Origin of the sequence: Brevundimonas sp. UBA2503, from assembly GCF_002341485.1 — a bacterium.
Lineage (GTDB): Bacteria > Pseudomonadota > Alphaproteobacteria > Caulobacterales > Caulobacteraceae > Brevundimonas > Brevundimonas halotolerans.
This window is the reverse complement of the sequence record NZ_DDOD01000022.1, coordinates 90,385-108,141: the sequence shown is the minus strand read 5'-3', so window position 1 is coordinate 108,141 and position 17,757 is coordinate 90,385. Positions and strand designations below refer to the sequence as shown.

The window sequence follows — 17,757 nt, the reverse complement described above, 5'->3', positions numbered from 1 at the left end:
GTTCTGACTGATGGCCAACAACGCCGGTGCCAAGAAGGCGATCCGCAAGATCGAGGCCCGTACCGAAGTGAACAAGGCGCGCCGCACGCGCGTTCGCACCTTCCTGCGCAAGTTCCAGGAAGCCGTGACGGCCGGTGACGCCACCGCCGCCAAGACCGCTTTCGTCGAGGCCCAGTCCGAAGTGATGCGGGCCGTGTCCAAGGGCGTGGTTCACAAGAATACGGGCTCGCGCAAGGTGTCGCGTCTGGCCGCCCAGCTGAAGAAAATTTCTGCAGCCTGACGACGACTGCTTCGGCGGCACTCTGACGGCCCTTCACGCAGCTGTCATACGAAAACCAATAGAATTCAACGGCGAGACAGGGTTTCCTGTCTCGCCGTTTGCATGTGTGCGGATAACCGTTCGCAACGAATTCTGTGCTCGCCTGTGTGGCGAAATCGACAATTTCTCAAGCGTGAAATGGCTTTAGCGGAGTCAACAAATTTAACTGCGTTTGGGGTCGCGAATCAGCGTTGACGCTCCTCGTCCCGGGAGTAGTTTGGACCTCCATCGCACTTCCATCCCAACACGGATGAAGGCGGCGCGGAACAAGGTTTCGTGTCGGTGGGAGATGTCTGTTCGAGTGCCTTACCAGGCCCGAAAAGCACCAGCTTTTCGGGGCGGGCGGGGTCGTCCCTGAAGTCAGGGGCGCCTCCGGGGTCATCGGGGAGGGGGTGCGAGGCAGAAGCTTGGGATGCGCGATGCAGGGTGGCACAATGATGGCGAGCGAGACGACGGCGATGACCGATCCGGACCGGATCTGGACGGAGGCGGCCGTGCGGCTGCGTTCGGAAATCGGCGACGGACCGTTCAGCTCCTATATCGCGCCCTCGGCGGTGCGGATGGACAGCTCGGGCCAGCTGATCCTGGTCACGCCCACCGCCTATGCCCGCGACTGGGTGCGCAAGAATGCCCTGCGCCGCGTCAATGAACTGTGGCTGGGCCTGGACGGCCTGTCGCGCCGGCTCGAGGTCCGCTGCCGGGCCGAAATGGGCTCGGTGCCGCCGGCCTCGGCCGTGCAGGGGGCGCCCGCTGCCTCCGCGCCCTCGGCCGGTTTCCAGCCCATGCCGGCCCCGACGGTCGGCCCTGTGGCCGACGGCCCGCGGGCCGTGCGCGCCGCCGGTCTTCAGGATCGCCTGACGTTTGACGGCTTTGTCGAGGGGCACGGCAATGCCTTTGCCCTGGCGATCGCCAAACAGGTCGCGGCCTGGGCCGACGGCCATTTCAATCCGGTCTTCCTGTGTGGCCCTTACGGCTTCGGCAAGACCCACCTGCTGAATGCTATCGCCTGGGAGGCCCAGCGCCTGCGGCCCGAGGCCCGGGTGGTCTATCTGACGGCCGAGCGCTTCCTGTCGACCTTCGTCAAGGCCATGCAGGACCGCCAGACGGCGGCCTTCAAGGACAGCCTGCGCAATGCCGACATGCTGCTGATCGACGATGTGCAATTCGTCGGCGGCAAGACCTCGACCCAGGAAGAACTGCTGTCGACCCTGACCGCCCTGATCCAGGACGGACGCCGGGTGGTGCTGTCGGCCGACCGGCCGCCGCTGGCCCTGACCGAGATTGAACCGCGCCTGCGCGGGCACATGGCCTCGGGCCTGACCTGCCCGATCGAGCCGGGTGACCGGGCGCTGAAGCTGGCCGTGGCCCGCAACCGGCTGGAAGCCCTGTCGCGTCTCGGTGTGGTCGATGGCGTGATCGGCGATGCGGTGCTGGAACATCTGGTGGACCGGACCCCGGGCTCGATGCGCGAATTGGAAGGCGCGGTCACGACGCTGGCCGCCGTTTCGGGCGGGCGGCTGTCGGCCCTGACGGTCGAGGATACGCAAAAGCTGCTGGGCGCGGCCCTGCGCGGCGGACCCGAGCGCCGCATCACCGTCGACGAAATCCAGAAGACGGTGTCCGAACACTTTAACCTTAAACAGGCCGACCTGCTGAGCGAGCGCCGCACCCGTTCGGTTGCCCGTCCGCGCCAGATCGCCATGTATCTGTGCAAGCAGCATACGACCCGGTCCTATCCCGACATCGGCCGGCGCTTCGGTGGGCGGGATCACACCACGGTGCTGCACGGCGTGCGCAAGATCGACAGCCTGCTGGCCACCGACGAACAGATCGCCCGCGACGTCGAGACCCTGACCCGCAAGCTGCGCGGTTAGGGCGAGCCGGGCTCGGGGCGGGGGTCCGTCCACACCCTTATCCACACCTGCCGTCCGGCTTGGCCAGGGGGCGGGGTCTGATGTTCAAGCCCTTTCTTGCTCTGGCCGCGCGATACGCTAGTGTCCAAGGCCCTTCTTTCTCGTGGCGTCCGTGAGTCGCCGCGTCCGGGCGAGACGACATGCAGCTGACTATCGAACGATCCGCGCTCCTCAGGGCTCTCAGCCACGTCCAGAGCGTTGTCGAACGCCGCAATACCATTCCGATCCTGGCCAATGTGCTGCTCAGCGCAGGCCGCGACCGGCTGTCGTTCTCGGCCACCGACCTCGACATGGAAATGGTCGATGAGGCCGAGGCTGTCGTCCAGGTCGAGGGGCAGATCACCGCCCCCGCCCACACCCTGTACGAAATCGCCCGCAAACTGCCCGAAGGGGCCGAGGTGTCGCTGGTCTATTCGGGCGACGATCCGCGCCTTACGGTCCAGGCGGGCCGGTCGAAATTCAATCTGCCGGTGCTGCCAGCGGGCGACTTTCCGGTCATGTCGACCGAGGCGGGCGGGTCGCGCTATTCGCTGGCCAAGGAAGACCTGATCCGGCTGATCGACAAGACCCGGTTCGCCGTCTCGACCGAGGAAACCCGCTATTATCTGAACGGCCTCTACCTGCACACGGTGGCCGAGGACGGCGTGCCCCTGCTGCGCACCGTTGCCACTGACGGCCACCGTCTGGCCCTGGCCGAGACCCCGGCCCCCGAGGGTGCGGCCGGCAGCCCCGGCGTGATCGTGCCGCGCAAGACCATCGATCAGGTCCGCCGCCTGCTGGACGACGGCTCGGGAGCAGTCGAGGTAATCGTCTCGCCGCAAAAGATCCGCTTCGAATTCGGCCAGGCCGCCCTGACCTCCAAGGTCATCGACGGCGCCTTCCCCGACTATATGCGCGTCATCCCCAAGGGGAATGACAAGCAAGCCGACATCGACCGCGCCGTCTTTGCCGCCGCCGTCGACCGGGTGGCCACCATCTCGGCCGAAAAGAGCCGCAGCGTGAAACTGGCCTTCGAGTTGGACCGCGTGACCCTGACGGTGCGCAATATGGAAGCCGGCCAGGGGGTCGAGGAGGTCGAGATCGGCTATTCCGAAGAGCCGTTCGAGATCGGCTTCAACGCCCGCTATCTGCTGGACGTCTGCGGCCAGATCACCGGCGAGACCGCCGCCTTTAAATTCGCCGACCCGGCCAGCCCGACCCTGGTCCTCGATCCCGGCGACCCCGGCGTCCAGTATGTGCTGATGCCGCTGAGGGTGTGAGCCTGAGTGGCGAGTGGCGAGTGGCGAGTGACGAGCGCACCTTCGTCGCCGCACTGATTTCCTACCGCGCAGCCTGCTCGCTGGGCAGGCGTGTGTTCTCGCAACTCGCCACTCGCCACTCGCCACTGGCGCAGCCGTGATCACCACCCTCACCCTCACTGATTTCCGTTCGTACGGGACCGCGCGGCTGGAGCCGGGGGCGGGGCCCGTGGTGCTGCATGGGCCGAACGGGGCGGGCAAGACCAATCTGCTGGAAGCACTGAGCCTGCTGACGCCCGGCAAGGGGTTGCGTGGGGCGACGGCGGCCGAGATGGGGCGGCGCGAACCGGGCGAGGCCTCGGGCCGGCCCTGGGCCGTGGCGGTCGAGTTGGACGACGACACCCGGCTGGGCACGGGCGTCCCCGGCAATGGCGCCGCGCGGCGCATTGTGCGCATCAATGGCGAGACGGCCCAGCCGGGCCGGCTGCTGGAGTATCTCAGGCCCGTCTGGGCCACGCCGGAGCAGGACCGGCTGTTTTCCGATGCGCGGGCCGACCGGCTGCGCTTTTTTGACCGGCTGGTGTTCGCCGCCGTGCCCGACCATGCGGCCGCGGTCGCCGCCTATGACAAGGCCCTGCGCGAGCGGCTGCGCCTGTTGCTGCAGGCGGCCGAGGGGGGTGAGGCCGACCCCCTGTGGCTGGACGCGCTGGAGGCCCGGCTGGCCGAGGCGGGGGCCCGCATGGCCGGGGCGCGGGTGGCGGCCCTGTCGGCGCTGCAAGACGCCATTGATGCCCGTGCCGGGCGACCCTTCCCCCAGGCCGATCTGGGTCTGGCCGGTGAGGCTGAGCGGCGCACAGGGGCGGGTGAGGAGGCGGAGACGGTCGAGGGTTTTTTGCGCGACGGTTTCCGGGCGGCCCGTACCCGTGACGGGGCGGCGGGCCGCTCGCTGTTCGGCCCGCACCGGACCGACCTGACCGCCCTTCACCGCGAAAAGAACCGACCGGCCGCCGAGGGGTCGTCGGGCGAGCAAAAGGCGCTGGTACTGAACCTGATCCTGGCCCAGATCACCCGTCTGGCCGACCAGACGGCACGGCCCTTGTTGCTACTGGACGAGGCCCCGGCCCACCTCGATGCCGACCGCCGCGCCGCCCTGTTCGACGAGATCGTGGCACTGGGCCGCGAGCGGGGCCTGCAGGCCTTCATGACCGGCACCGAACGCGTGCTGTTCGAGGGCCTGGAGGGGCGGGCGCGGTTCGTGCGGGTGGCCGGGGGCGGCCTCGCGGCGGAGTGAATTCAGGGTGGCTTCCACCACCCCTTTTCCTCGCAATTCCTGCCGAATTTCCTATATATTTAGCCGGTTCGATACGGGGCAGATTCGTCTGGCCAACCTTCCGTGTCCGCCCCTGTTTTCCGGGCCCGCCAGGCGGGCGTCTTATTGACCGACTTCATGACCGATCCGACTGCCGACATGCCCGAATACGGCGCCGATTCCATCAAGGTTCTCAAGGGGCTGGATGCTGTTCGCAAGCGCCCCGGCATGTATATCGGCGACACCGACGACGGCTCGGGCCTGCACCACATGGTCTATGAGGTGGTCGACAACGCCATCGATGAGGCTCTCGCCGGTCACGCTGATCTGGTGCAGGTGATCCTGAACGCCGACGGATCGGTGACGGTCACCGACAACGGGCGCGGAATTCCGACCGATATCCACGAAGGCGAGGGCGTCTCGGCGGCCGAGGTCATCATGACCCAGCTGCACGCGGGCGGGAAGTTCGACCAGAATTCCTATAAGGTCTCGGGCGGTCTGCACGGCGTGGGCGTGTCGGTCGTCAACGCCCTGTCGGACTGGCTGCAGCTGAAGATCTATCGTCATGGCAAATCGCACGAGATGCGCTTTGAGCGCGGCGATACGGTCAAGCCGCTGGTGGTCACCGGCGAGGCCCCGATCCGCGAGGACACCGGAAAGCCCCTGACCGGCACCGAGGTCACCTTCTATCCGTCGGTCACGACCTTTTCGCACATAGATTTCGACCTGAAGACGCTGGAACACCGCCTGCGCGAGCTGGCCTTCCTCAACTCGGGCGTGGTCATCAAGCTGATCGACCGTCGCCATCCCGAGCCGGTCGAGATCCTGTTGCACTATGAGGGCGGGGTCGGGGCCTTTGTCCGTCACCTCGACAAGTCGAAATCGCCGATCCTCAGCGACGTCATCGTCATTCGCGGCAAGAAGGATGGGATCGAGATCGATCTCGCCCTGTGGTGGAACGACAGCTACCACGAGACCATGCTGTGCTTCACCAACAACATCCCCCAGCGGGATGGAGGCACCCATCTGTCGGCTTTCCGTGCCAGCCTGACGCGCGTCATGGGCGCCTATATCGAAAGCTCGGGACAGGCGAAGAAGGAAAAGGTCTCGGTCTCGGGCGAGGACGCGCGCGAAGGTCTGACCTGCGTCCTGTCGGTCAAGGTGCCCGATCCCAAATTCTCCAGCCAGACCAAGGACAAGCTGGTCTCGTCCGAGGTTCGTCCGGCGGTCGAGGGCCTGTGCTCGGAAGGGTTGTCGACCTGGTTCGAGGAGCATCCGGTCGAGGCCAAGCTGGTGGTCGCCAAGATTGTCGAGGCCGCTGCTGCCCGCGAAGCCGCGCGCAAGGCCCGCGACCTGACCCGGCGCAAGTCGGCGCTGGAAATCTCCAGCCTGCCCGGCAAGCTGGCCGACTGTCAGGAACGCGATCCGGCCAAGTCCGAACTCTTCATCGTCGAGGGCGACTCCGCCGGCGGCTCGGCCAAACAGGCGCGCAACCGCGAGAACCAGGCCGTCCTGCCCCTGCGCGGCAAGATCCTGAATGTCGAGCGGGCACGCTTTGACCGGATGCTGTCGTCCGACCTGATCGGGACGCTGATCCTGGCGCTGGGCACCGGCATCGGTCGCGACGACTTCAACGCCGACAAGCTGCGCTATCACAAGATCATCCTGATGGCCGACGCCGACGTCGACGGCGCCCACATCCGGACCCTGCTGCTGACTTTCTTCTATCGCCAGATGCCCGAACTGATCGAGCGCGGCCATGTCTTCATCGCCCAGCCGCCGCTCTACAAGGTGACCAAGGGCAAGCACGGCCGTTATCTGAAGGACCAGTCCGAGATGGACGCCTATCTGATCGAGGAGGGCGTCAGCGAGGCCACTCTCGATCTGGAAGGTGGCGAACGTCGTACCGGCATGGACCTGCAGGGACTGACGCGCGAGGCCAAGGCCTTCAAGGCCAGCGTGGATCGCCTGTCGCAGCGCGCCCCGGCCTTCGCCATCGAACAGGCGGCGCTGGGCGGCCTGTTCGACGAGAACGCGCCGCTGGATCAGGCCCTGCTGGACCGGGTCTCGACCGGGCTGGACCGCTATGCCGAAGAGGGCGACGGCCCGTGGAGCGGGGCGCCAGGGGATCAGGGGGCTGTGGTCTTCAATCGCGTCCGCCGCGCCGTGGCCGAGACCATTGTGCTGGAAGAGGCACTGATCCGTTCGCTGGATGCGCGTCGTCTGGGCGAGCGCGCCCACGCCTTTGACGGGGTCTTTGACGTGCCCGCAACCTACCGCCGCAAGGAGCGGACGGCGACCGTGCGGGGCCCGCTGGACCTGTTTTCCGTGGTGCTGGAATCGGGCCGCAAGGGCCTGTCGATCCAGCGCTACAAGGGTCTGGGCGAAATGAACCCGGACCAGCTGTGGGAGACCACCCTGGACGCCAATGCCCGCACCCTGCTGAAGGTGCAGGTCAATCAGGCCGACGAGGCCGATGACCTGTTCGCCAAGCTGATGGGCGATGTCGTCGAGCCGCGCCGCGAGTTCATCCAGGAAAACGCCCTCGACGCCGCCGTCGACGTCTAGGCGTTAGCGGGTCTGGCCGATGAAGGCGGTCACGGTCGGGTAGGATCCCTGGGCGGAGCGCTTTTCATTGCAGACCACCTCATAGAGGAAGCCGTAATTGGTGCCCTCATTGACCGTGTCCCACTCTTCGATGGTTTCCTCGTAGCGGTCGGTCAGCTCGCCCCTGCCGTCGTAGCTGTCCGTGGCCAGGAAGCGGATTTCGCGGCTGCCACAGCGGAAGGCGTAGGTGTCGATCTCGTGGCTGAAATCGCTGCCAGTCAGCGGGACGCGGGCCATCCGCACGCGGGTGCCTCCTTCGGTCGTCACGATCTGGCCGGCATCGGCCAGATAGGCCGTGGTGGCGTTGCGGGAAAAGGGATGCCAGTCGGTGACGGGCGCGGTTGAAATCGGCGGGTCCTGGTCGGCAACGGGCATCAGGCCGAGGGCCAGGGCAGTGAGGATCGAAGTCAGCATCGGTGTCTCCCCCAAGAAGATCCGGTGACAGAAGAGGCCGATCACGCAAATTTGGCAAGAGCCGGATGATCTGCCTCATCCGGGCCGCGTTCCTGATGAGGATGGCTTCATGATCTCCCTGCTTGCCCTGACCAGTCTGATGCTTGCGCTGGCGACGCCGCTGGCGACCGGCCCCGAACTGGCACCTGCGCCTGGCCGGTTTGCGCCCGCGACCGAAGTGCCCGGCCAGCCTGTCAGAACTGCCGCTCAGCAGGCGCGGTTCACCTCGGACCGGATCGTCGTCGAGGTTCGCACGCCCGCTGATCCGAAACAGCCGGTGCGCGACGTGATCCTGATTCCGGGCCTCGCCTCGACTGCCCTGGTCTGGGAGCCGGTGGCCGAGCGGCTCAGCCGGACGCACCGGGTGCATCTGGTGTCGGTGCGTGGCTTTGGAGAACTGGGGGCGGGCGACAACGGACGCGGCTTGGTCGCAGGCCCGGTCGCCGCCGAGGTGGCCCGCTATATCCGCACCCGGGGTCTACGCGACCCGGCCGTCATCGGCCATTCCATGGGGGGGCAGATCGCCCTCAGACTGGCGTCCGATCCGGGGGTCGACCTGGGACGGATCATGATCGTCGACGCCGCGCCCTTCTTTCCATCGCTGGTCGATGACCGGGCCACCGGACAGGATCTGGAGCCGATCGCCGCCGTCGCCTATCAGGCCGTGCTGTTCCTCGGCGACGACGCCCTGGCCCGTCAGCCTTGGGCCGAGGGCATGGGCTCTACCGCTGGCGCGCTGGAGGCCTGGGTCGGCTGGCAGGGGGGCGATGCGCGGGTGCTGGCGCAAAGCCTGTATGAAGTCATGACCGTCGATCTGCGCCCCAATCTGGCGCGCATCAATGTGCCGGTGACCGTGGTCTATGGCTGGAGCCGTCGCGAGGACTCGCCCCGCTATCAGCTGCAATCGTCCTGGCAACAGGCCTACCGGGGCCTCAGGCGGCCGGCGCGGCTGGTGCCGATCGAGGGGGCCGAACACATGGTGATGATCGACCAGCCGGTGCGCTTCATGGCGGCGGTCGACGAGTTCTTAGGCAACCCCTGAGCCTGATCCGGAGCTCAGGCGGCCTCGACGTCGTGCGTCCGGGCAAGAACATCCAGCACGGCCCGGCCATAGGTGGTCAGCTTGGACTTGCCGATCCCGGGCACGCTCGACAGGGCATCCAGACTGGCGGGTCGCGCTTCGGCCAGCGCCAGCAGGGTGCGGTCCTGAAAGATGACATAGGGCGGCACACCCTGGGCATGGGCCACTTCGCGACGCCAGGCGCGGAGCGCCTCGAACCGCTCACGTGCCCCGGCGGGCAGCCGCGCCACAAGGTCGGTCGCCGGGGCCCGCCTACCGGCGGATCGCGCCGCCTGCGGGGCTTCGCGCCTTAGCCGCACCTCATGGGCGCCGCGATAGACGGCCCGCACGGCCTCCGGATCGCCGAGGCCGATCAGGGGACGTCCGTCGTTCGGGTCCTCGATCAGCAGGCCCTCGAACACCAGATGATCCAGAATGCGGCGCCATTCGCTGACCGGCAGGTCGCGCCCTATGCCCCAGGTCGACAGGCCCTGACCCAGACCCTCCCCGTCCTTCTGGCGTCCGGTCAGATGGTCGATGACCCGGCCCCGGCCATAGCGGCCCTCCAGCCGGTGGACGGCGGCCAGGGCCTTTTGCGCCTCGGTCGTCATGGCGACCTGTTCGGGCGGGCTGCGGCACAGGTCGCAGACACCGCAGGGCTCGGCGCCCTCTTCCCCGAAGTAGTGGCGCACCGCCTGCGGCCGGCAGACGGCCCCGTCCAGCATGCCATACAGCTGCCAGACCTTGCGGCGCTGGGCGGCCATGACCTCGGCGTCCATGGGGCTGCCGTCCAGTCGCTTCAGCGACCATGCCACATCGGCCGAACCGTAAAGGGTGATCCCCTCGGCCGGATCGCCGTCGCGCCCGGCGCGTCCGACCTCCTGCCAGTAGGCCTCAAGCGAGCCGGGCGGGTCGGCGTGCAGCACATAGCGGACGTCCGGCTTGTCGACCCCCATGCCAAAGGCGATGGTCGCCACCATCACCCCCTGATCGGCCTCGAGGAATTGGGTCAGCCGGTCATGGCGCTCGCGCGTCTCAAGGCCCGCATGATAGGCGACCGCGTCGTGACCGGCGCCAGCCAGCGCCTCGGCCAGCCGCTCGCAGCCCTTCCTCGATCCGCAATAGACGACGCCGGATACGCCGCGCCGGGCCTCGACCAGCTCGACCACCTGGGCCTCGGTTTTCGCCTGTCCGCCCGCCTTGGGCAGGGCTGAAAGGCGCAGGTTCGGACGGGCGAAACTGTCGACGAACACCTCGGCCGCCCCGATGTTCAGCGACTGCAGGATGTCGGCGCGGGTGCGGGCATCGGCGGTCGCGGTCAGCGCCACGGTCGGCACATGGGGAAAGCGCGCCTTCAGCCGCCCCAGATTGCGATAGTCAGGGCGGAAATCATGGCCCCATTGGGAGACGCAGTGGGCCTCATCGACCGCGATCAGCGACAGGTCCAGCTCGGCCAGCCGGTCCAGCAGATACGACTGGGCCAGACCTTCGGGAGAGACGTACAGCAGCTTGATCTCGCCCGCCCGTATCCGGCTCCACAGCGCCGCGCGGGCGTCGGAATCGAGCGAGGAATCCAGCCGCGCGGCGGGCACGCCCAACTGGTCCAGCGCCGCCACCTGGTCGCTCATCAGGGCAATGAGGGGCGAGACCACCAGCGCCAGTCCGGGCCGCATCAGGGCCGGGATCTGGTAGCACAGGCTCTTGCCGCCGCCGGTCGGCAGCACCGCCAGCACATCGCGCCCGTCCAGCACCGCCCGGATCGCCGGGGCCTGCAGGCCGCGAAAGTCGTCATGGCCCCAGATACGCTGCAGGAGGGCGCGGGTGTCCGGAAGGCTCCGGCTGGCGGACGAATCACAGGCCATGCCCGGTTCTGCCGGATGGGGCCGGACGTGTCACCCGTGCCCGGGGCGACAATTGCCGCTATAGGCCGCCTTATGAACAGCCTGATCTTCGGTCGCCCGCCGCTCGTCTTCGATCCGCCCACCGATGCGGTGCAGGTCTCGCCCCGCGTGCCCGGCGCGGCCGTGCTGGAAGATCTGGCGCCCGAAAGCGCGGATCAGGCCGTGGTCCATGCCCCCGCCGGTGCCATAGAGCGGCGCTATACGCTGGCGTTGGTGCTGCGGGCCCTGAAGCCGGGCGGTCGCCTCGATGTCATGGCGCCCAAGACCAGGGGCGGCGCCCGGCTGGCGAAGGAGCTGAAGGGCTTCGGGGTCGACTGCGAGGTCGTCTCCAAGGCCCACCACAAGCGGTGTCTGGCGACGCGACCGGACGCGCTGACCGGGATCGAGGTGTCGATCAAGGCGGGTGCCCTGCGACAGGATCCGGAGTCCGGCATCTGGACTCAGCCGGGCCTGTTCGCCTGGGACCGGGTCGATCCGGGCACGGCCCTGCTGATCCGGCACCTGGAGAGTCTGAAGGGGCGGGGCGCGGACTTTGGCTGTGGCCATGGCGCGCTGGGGCAGGCGGTGCTGGCGCAGGAAGCGGTCTCCGAACTGACCCTGATCGATCTGGATCGGCGCGCGGTCGAGGCGGCGCGACGCAACCTGACCGACCCGCGCGCCCGGCACCTGTGGGCCGATGTGCGCACGCTGGACAGCCTGACCGATCTGGATTTCGTCGTCGCCAATCCGCCCTTCCACGACGGCGGAGCCGAAGACCGGGCGCTGGGTCAGGCCTTCATCGACCGGGCGGCGAAGTCGCTGCGCACCGGGGGCATGCTGTGGATGGTCGCCAACCGGCACCTGCCGTACGAGGCTGGGCTGAAGTCGGCCTTCAAGGCAGTGCGGGCCGTGGTCGAAGGCGAGGGCTACAAGATCATCGAGGCGAAGAAGTGAAGACCCCCACCGCCCGTGTCGACCGCCTGCTGTCCTCGCTCGGCTATGGCTCGCGCACCGAAATGGCGCGGATGGCCAAGGCCGGCGGCATTGTGCTGGACGGGGTGGACCTGACCGATGTGTCGAAGCGGATCGCGCTTTCGCCCGACCTGCCGTCGCGGATGGAGATCGACGGCGAACCGCTCGATCCCCTGCCGGGGCTGGTGATGATGATGCACAAGCCGCTGGGCATGACCTGTTCGCACAAGGAGGACGGGGCGCTGGTGTTCGACCTGCTGCCGGGGCGCTGGCGCCGGCGCGACCCGGCCATCTCGACCGTCGGACGGCTGGACAAGCAGACCACCGGCCTGTTGCTGCTGACCGACGACGGGGTCCTGCTGCACCGGATCATCAGCCCCAAACGCCATGTGGCCAAGGTCTATCGCGCCACCCTGGCCCGTCCGCTGGAGGGCGGCGAAGATGCCCTGTTCGCTTCGGGCGAGCTGGTGCTGGAGGGCGAGGACAAGCCCCTGTCGCCCGCCATCCTCGAGGTCATCACCCCGACCGAGGCGACCCTGACGGTGACCGAGGGGCGCTATCATCAGGTGCGGCGCATGTTCGCGGCCGTGGGCAATCACGTCGAGACGCTGCACCGCGAGCGGGTCGGCGCCCTGACCCTGCCCGACGACCTGCCCCCGGGCGAATGGCGGCTGCTGAGCCCGGAGCAGATCGCCCTGATCTTCGCTTGACCGCCGGGACCCGCCGGTTCACCTGACCGCCATGACCTTGGCCAAGATCTGCGGGCTGACAACGCCTGAAACCCTGACCATCGCTGTCGAAGCCGGCGCCGCCTTCGTCGGTCTGGTGGCGTTCGAGAAAAGCCCGCGCCATCTCGCGCCCGAAGACGCGCGACGCCTGCTGGACCAGACCGGCCTGATGCAGGACCGCCGCGCGAAGGTCGTGGTGGTGACGGTCGATCCCGACGATGCCCTGCTGGCCGCCCTGACCCGGCATGTCGCCCCCGACTTCATCCAGCTGCACGGCCATGAGACGCCCGAGCGGGCGGAGGCGGTGCGAGCACGCACCGGGGCCGGGATCATCAAATGCCTGCCGGTCTCGGGGCCTGACGACCTGACGCCGGTCGCCGACTGGGCCCCGGTGGCCGATCACATGATGTTCGACGCCCGCACCCCGGCAGACGCCGCCCTGCCCGGCGGGATGGGATTGAGCTTCGACTGGACGCTGCTCAGGGGGGCGGATCTGCCGCGTCCGTGGTTCCTCGCGGGGGGGTTGAACCCGAGCAATGTGGTCGAAGCGGTGCGGCTGTCCGGCGCACCCATGGTCGATGTGTCCTCTGGCGTCGAGCGCGCGCCGGGTGTTAAGGAACCCGCCCTCATCCGTGCCTTTCTTGAGGCCGTAGGTACCCTCCCCGGGAAACAGTCATCGTGAACGCTTCGCTCTCAAACGCTTACACCTGGCCTGACGCCGAGGGCCGGTTCGGTCCGTTCGGCGGCCGGTTCGTCGCCGAAACCCTGATGCCCGCCGTCCACGAGCTGGAAGCGGCCTGGGACGCGGCGCGCGCCGATCCGTCGTTCCAGGCCGAGCTGGACGACTTCCTGACCCACTATGTCGGTCGACCCAGCCCCCTCTATTTTGCCGAGCGGCTGACCGAGCATCACGGTGGCGCCAATATCTGGTTCAAGCGCGATGAGCTGAATCACACCGGCGCGCACAAGATCAACAACTGCATGGGCCAGATCCTGCTGGCCCGCCGCATGGGCAAGACCCGCATCATCGCCGAGACCGGCGCCGGCCAGCACGGCGTGGCGACCGCAACCGTCTGTGCCCGGTTCGGCCTGCCCTGCATCGTCTATATGGGCGCTGCCGACATCGAGCGTCAGGCGCCGAATGTCTTCCGCATGAAGCTGCTGGGGGCCGAGGTGCGGCCCGTCACCAATGGCCGCGCGACGCTGAAGGAGGCCATGAACGAGGCCATGCGCGACTGGGTCTCGAACGTCGGCGACACCTTCTACATCATCGGTACGGCGGCGGGTCCGCACCCCTATCCGGCCATGGTCCGCGACTTCCAGAGCGTCATCGGGCGCGAGGCCAGGGAACAGATGCTGGCCCGCACCGGTCGCCTGCCCGACGCCTGTGTGGCGGCGATCGGCGGCGGTTCCAATGCCATTGGCCTGTTCCACCCCTTCATCGGCGATGAGGGTGTGCGCCTGATCGGCATCGAGGCCGCGGGTCTGGGGCTGGAGGGCAATTCCCACGCCGCCAGCCTGCAGGGCGGCCGCCCCGGCGTGCTGCACGGCAACCGCACATATCTGCTGCAAGACGACGACGGCCAGATCCTGGAGGGGCACTCGATCTCGGCGGGCCTCGACTATCCGGGCATCGGCCCGGAGCACGCCTGGCTGCACCAGACGGGCCGCGCCGAATACCGCGCCGCCACCGACGCCGAAGCGCTGGAGGCCTTCCAGCTGTGCTCGAAGCTGGAGGGCATCATCCCTGCGCTGGAGCCCAGCCACGCCCTGGCCCGCGTCGGCGAGGTCGCGGCCGAGGTCGGCAAGGGCGGAAACGTGGTCCTCAACCTGTGCGGTCGCGGCGACAAGGACATCTTCTCGGTCGCGAAGCATCTGGGGGTGGAGCTGTGACCACCGCCCGTATTGACGCCCGATTTGCTTCGCTGAAGGCCGAGGGTCGGGCGGGTTTTGTCGCCTATGTCATGGCGGGCGATCCGTCGCCCGGGGCCACGCTCGACATCCTGAACGGTCTGGTCGAGGCCGGGGCCGATGTGCTGGAGCTGGGCTTTCCCTTTTCCGATCCCATGGCCGAGGGGCCGACCATCCAGCGCGCCGCCCTGCGCGGGCTGAAGTCGGGCCTGACGCTGAAGGGCACGCTGGAGCTGGCGCGCCGGTTCCGCGAGGGGAATGCTGACACCCCCCTGATCCTGATGGGGTATCTGAACCCGGTCGAACAGATGGGCTATCAGGCCTTTGCCGAGGCGGCCGATGCGGCAGGCGTGGATGGCGTGATCATCGTCGATTGCCCGCCCGAGGAATCCGCCGATCTGGTCGAAGCCATGGATGCAGCCCGCCTGTCGTTGATCCGGCTGGCCACGCCGACCTCGGACGATGACCGGCTGAAGGTCATCGCGCGCGGCACCTCGGGCTTTGTCTATTATGTCTCGGTCGCCGGTGTGACCGGGGTCAAGGAAGCCGTCGCCGGCGATGTCGCGCCTGCCGTGGACCGTGTGCGCAACGCGACCGGCCTGCCCGTCGCGGTCGGCTTTGGCGTCAAGACACCCGAACGCGCCGCTGAAATCGCCCGCGTTGCCGATGCGGTGGTGGTTGGCTCGGCGCTTGTCGACCGCATCGAGGCCGCCGTGACCGAGAACCGTGATCCGGTGGCCGACGTTCTGTCCCTTGCCCGGGACCTGTCGCACGCCGTGCATAACGCGCGCGCCGCCGAAATCGTGTAGAAGACCGCCCATGGCTGATCGCAAGACCCCCGACCGTCCGCAACCGCCCGCGCGTCCCCCGGCACAAGCAAGGGGGGGCTGGCTGAGCCGCTTCGCGCCCGGGGTGCGCAAGATCGTCGGCCGCCGCGACACGCCCGACAATCTGTGGGTCAAGGACCCCGATACGGGCGAGATGCTGTATCGGTCGGACCTCGAGACCAGCCTGTGGGTCACGCCCACCGGCCGCCATATGCGCATCAATGCGCCGACGCGGCTGCGCTACACTTTTGACGACGGCGCGTTCGAACCCATCGACACCCCCGAGGTGCCCGAGGACCCGCTGAACTTCTCGGACGGCAAGCCCTATCGCGACCGTCTGGCTGCCGCGCGCAAGGCCTCGGGACGTCGGGACACCATGGCCATCGGCTATGGCGAGGTGGGCGGCAGCCCGGCCGTCGTGATCGTGCAGGACTTCACCTTCATGGGCGGTTCGCTGGGCATGGCTGCGGGCGAGGCCTTCATCGCTGCCGCCGAGGCTGCCATCGAACGCAAGGTGCCGCTGGTCTGCTACACCGCCGCCGGCGGCGCCCGCATGCAGGAGGGCGCGCTCAGCCTGATGCAGATGGCCCGCACCACCCTGGCCATCCAGGACCTGAAGGCCCAGCGCCTGCCCTTCATCGTGGTGCTGACCGATCCCACCACCGGCGGTGTGACCGCCAGCTATGCCATGCTGGGCGATGTCCACCTGGCTGAGCCCGGCGCCCTGATCGGCTTTGCTGGCCCGCGCGTGATCGAGGCCACCATCCGCGAGAAACTGCCCCCCGGCTTCCAGCGCGCTGAATATCTGCAGGAAAAAGGCATGGTGGACCGCGTCGTCCCCCGTGCCGACCTGCCCCGCGTGCTGGGTCAGATCCTGTCCATGCTGATGGACGGCCGCAAGGCGGCCTGACCGCCGTGGACCCGATCTCCGCGCGACTGCGGGCCCGGCATCCCCAAAGGATCGACCTGTCGCTTGAGCGGATGACCGCCCTGTGCGCGGCGCTGGGCGATCCGCAGCTGAGCCTGCCGCCTGTGGTCCATGTGGCCGGGACCAATGGCAAGGGCTCGACCATCGCCTTCCTGCGCGCCATGGCCGAGGCGGCGGGCTTGCGGGTCCACGTCTATTCCTCGCCGCATCTGGTGCGGTTCAATGAGCGCGTCCGGCTGGCTGGCAGCCTGATCAGCGATGCGGCGCTGGACGCCATCCTCGACCGGATCGAGGCCATCCCGGGCGAGGCGACCGTGTTCGAAAGCACCACGGCGGCAGCCTTTGTCGCCATGAGCGAGGTGCCCGCCGATCTGGCCCTGATCGAGGTCGGGCTGGGCGGATCGCTGGACGCCACCAATGTCCTGCCGGTGCCGCAGCTGGCCGTCATCACCCCGGTGGACCATGACCATGCGGAGTTCCTCGGCACCGATCTGGCAAGGATTGCGGGTGAAAAGGCCGGCATTCTGAAGCGGGGGGGGCGGGCTGTGGTTGCCCGCCAGCCCGAGGTCGCCCGCGACGTCATCGGCCGGGTCGCGGCCCGTAATGGCGTCGCCCTGTCGGTCATGGGCGAGGACATCGACGCCTTTGTCGAACACGGGCGGCTGGTCTTCCAGGGCGCCGACCGGCTGCTGGACCTGCCCCTGCCGAACCTTACGGGCCCGCACCAGATCGACAATGCCGGTCTGGCGGTCGCCGCCGCGCTCGACCTCGGCCTGACCGTGGACGCCATCGAGGCCGGTCTGACCTCGGCCGTCTGGCCCGCCCGCATGCAGCGGCTGAAGGCCGGGCCCTATGGCACCCGCGCAGAGGCTGCAGGGGCCGAGTTGTGGCTGGACGGCGGTCACAATCCCCACGCAGGCCGCGCCCTGTCGGAGGCCCTGCTGGAGCGTCAGCGTCGGGATCCCCGGCCCATGGCCCTGATCGTCGCCCTGCTGGCCTCAAAGGATGCGGGCGGCTTTTTCCAGACCCTGCGCCTGCTGGATGCACCAGTCATCACCGTCGATTTCGAGGGCGCGGCCGTCCCGGCCGAGGCGCTGGCGGCTGTGGCCCGGGGTCAGGGGCTGGGCGCCATGCCCGCCGACAGCGTGGACGAGGCGGTCCGCCGCGCGCTCGACCTCGGCGCCGGCCGCATCATCATCTGCGGCTCGCTCTATCTGGCGGGGGAAGTGCTGGCCGCGTCCGAGGACACCTGGCCGGTCTAGCCCTCAGGCTGCGGCGGTGCCGATCCCCTGTTCGGCCAGCCATTCGGCGATCTTGCCCTTGGGGATGGCGCCGACCTTCATCGAGGTCATCTGGCCGTCCTTGAACAGCATCAGGGTCGGGATGCCCTTCACGCCCAGTTTCGACGGGGTCATGGGGCTGTCGTCGATGTTCAGCTTGGCGACGGTGACCTGACCGGCCATTTCGTCGGCGATCTGTTCCAGCGCCGGTCCGATCTGTTTGCAGGGACCGCACCATTCCGCCCAGAAGTCGACCAGCACGGGGGTGGAGGCCTTCAGCACATCGGTCTCGAAGCTGTCGTCGGTGACCTTGATCGTCGTCATGGGGAGGC

Annotated in this window: 16 protein-coding genes; 13 read left to right on the top strand and 3 right to left on the bottom strand. The window is 68.1% G+C overall.

The features are described from left to right. Window positions 1–10 precede the first annotated feature (10 nt). The 5 genes from rpsT to gyrB all read left to right on the top strand — a co-directional run bounded on the left by rpsT (window position 11) and on the right by gyrB (window position 7,347). Window positions 11–280: a 30S ribosomal protein S20 gene (rpsT, locus tag B4K74_RS10840; protein ID WP_123287990.1), complete on the top strand. Its 270-nt coding sequence runs from the start codon at window positions 11–13 to the stop codon at window positions 278–280. A gap of 458 nt (window positions 281–738) precedes the next feature. Next, on the top strand, window positions 739–2,193 hold the full coding sequence (dnaA, locus tag B4K74_RS10835) for a chromosomal replication initiator protein DnaA (protein WP_286692935.1): 1,455 nt from the start codon (window positions 739–741) through the stop codon (window positions 2,191–2,193). A gap of 179 nt (window positions 2,194–2,372) precedes the next feature. Then, entirely contained in the window at window positions 2,373–3,491 is a 1,119-nt protein-coding gene (dnaN, locus tag B4K74_RS10830) for a DNA polymerase III subunit beta (protein ID WP_123287992.1), read from the top strand. A 136-nt stretch (window positions 3,492–3,627) separates the two neighbouring features. Beyond that, a complete protein-coding gene (gene recF, locus B4K74_RS10825; protein WP_286692934.1) occupies window positions 3,628–4,761 on the top strand; it encodes a DNA replication/repair protein RecF in 1,134 nt (377 codons plus the stop codon). 156 nt (window positions 4,762–4,917) lie between these two features. Further along, entirely contained in the window at window positions 4,918–7,347 is a 2,430-nt protein-coding gene (gene gyrB / locus B4K74_RS10820) for a DNA topoisomerase (ATP-hydrolyzing) subunit B (protein WP_286692933.1), read from the top strand. Window positions 7,348–7,350: 3 nt separating this feature from the next. On the opposite strand, the gene B4K74_RS10815 is transcribed toward gyrB, so the two are convergent. Continuing rightward, window positions 7,351–7,800 (bottom strand): surface-adhesin E family protein, encoded by a 450-nt coding sequence (locus B4K74_RS10815; RefSeq protein WP_286692932.1) that lies wholly within the window; start codon window positions 7,798–7,800, stop codon window positions 7,351–7,353. A gap of 109 nt (window positions 7,801–7,909) precedes the next feature. On the opposite strand from B4K74_RS10815, the gene B4K74_RS10810 reads away from it, so the two are divergent. Continuing rightward, window positions 7,910–8,881 carry an alpha/beta fold hydrolase gene (locus tag B4K74_RS10810; protein WP_286692931.1) on the top strand — a complete coding sequence of 324 codons (972 nt, stop codon included), beginning with the start codon at window positions 7,910–7,912 and terminating at the stop codon, window positions 8,879–8,881. Between the two features lie 14 nt (window positions 8,882–8,895). On the opposite strand, the gene recQ is transcribed toward B4K74_RS10810, so the two are convergent. Then, on the bottom strand, window positions 8,896–10,761 hold the full coding sequence (gene recQ, locus B4K74_RS10805; protein ID WP_286692930.1) for a DNA helicase RecQ: 1,866 nt from the start codon (window positions 10,759–10,761) through the stop codon (window positions 8,896–8,898). A 72-nt stretch (window positions 10,762–10,833) separates the two neighbouring features. Between recQ and B4K74_RS10800 the strand changes: the two genes are divergently transcribed. Genes B4K74_RS10800 through B4K74_RS10770 form a run of 7 tightly spaced genes read left to right on the top strand, consistent with a single transcriptional unit; the run spans window position 10,834 to window position 17,407 of the window. Then, complete coding sequence (locus B4K74_RS10800; protein WP_286692929.1) at window positions 10,834–11,733, top strand: class I SAM-dependent methyltransferase; 900 nt, start codon at window positions 10,834–10,836, stop codon at window positions 11,731–11,733. Next, entirely contained in the window at window positions 11,730–12,461 is a 732-nt protein-coding gene (locus B4K74_RS10795; protein ID WP_286692928.1) for a 16S rRNA pseudouridine(516) synthase, read from the top strand. The genes B4K74_RS10800 and B4K74_RS10795 overlap by 4 nt, the downstream gene beginning before the upstream one ends. Window positions 12,462–12,492: 31 nt before the next feature. Beyond that, window positions 12,493–13,161 carry a phosphoribosylanthranilate isomerase gene (locus tag B4K74_RS10790; RefSeq protein ID WP_286692927.1) on the top strand — a complete coding sequence of 223 codons (669 nt, stop codon included), beginning with the start codon at window positions 12,493–12,495 and terminating at the stop codon, window positions 13,159–13,161. Beyond that, window positions 13,158–14,372 (top strand): tryptophan synthase subunit beta, encoded by a 1,215-nt coding sequence (trpB, locus tag B4K74_RS10785; protein WP_286692926.1) that lies wholly within the window; start codon window positions 13,158–13,160, stop codon window positions 14,370–14,372. The genes B4K74_RS10790 and trpB overlap by 4 nt, the downstream gene beginning before the upstream one ends. Then, on the top strand, window positions 14,369–15,199 hold the full coding sequence (gene trpA / locus B4K74_RS10780; protein ID WP_286692925.1) for a tryptophan synthase subunit alpha: 831 nt from the start codon (window positions 14,369–14,371) through the stop codon (window positions 15,197–15,199). The genes trpB and trpA overlap by 4 nt, the downstream gene beginning before the upstream one ends. A 10-nt stretch (window positions 15,200–15,209) precedes the next feature. After that, window positions 15,210–16,127: an acetyl-CoA carboxylase, carboxyltransferase subunit beta gene (gene accD, locus B4K74_RS10775; RefSeq protein ID WP_286692924.1), complete on the top strand. Its 918-nt coding sequence runs from the start codon at window positions 15,210–15,212 to the stop codon at window positions 16,125–16,127. Between the two features lie 5 nt (window positions 16,128–16,132). After that, window positions 16,133–17,407: a bifunctional folylpolyglutamate synthase/dihydrofolate synthase gene (locus B4K74_RS10770; RefSeq protein WP_286692923.1), complete on the top strand. Its 1,275-nt coding sequence runs from the start codon at window positions 16,133–16,135 to the stop codon at window positions 17,405–17,407. A 3-nt stretch (window positions 17,408–17,410) separates the two neighbouring features. Here B4K74_RS10770 and trxA read toward each other — a convergent pair whose 3' ends face one another. Continuing rightward, complete coding sequence (gene trxA, locus B4K74_RS10765) at window positions 17,411–17,749, bottom strand: thioredoxin TrxA (RefSeq protein WP_123288002.1); 339 nt, start codon at window positions 17,747–17,749, stop codon at window positions 17,411–17,413. Window positions 17,750–17,757: the final 8 nt, after the last annotated feature.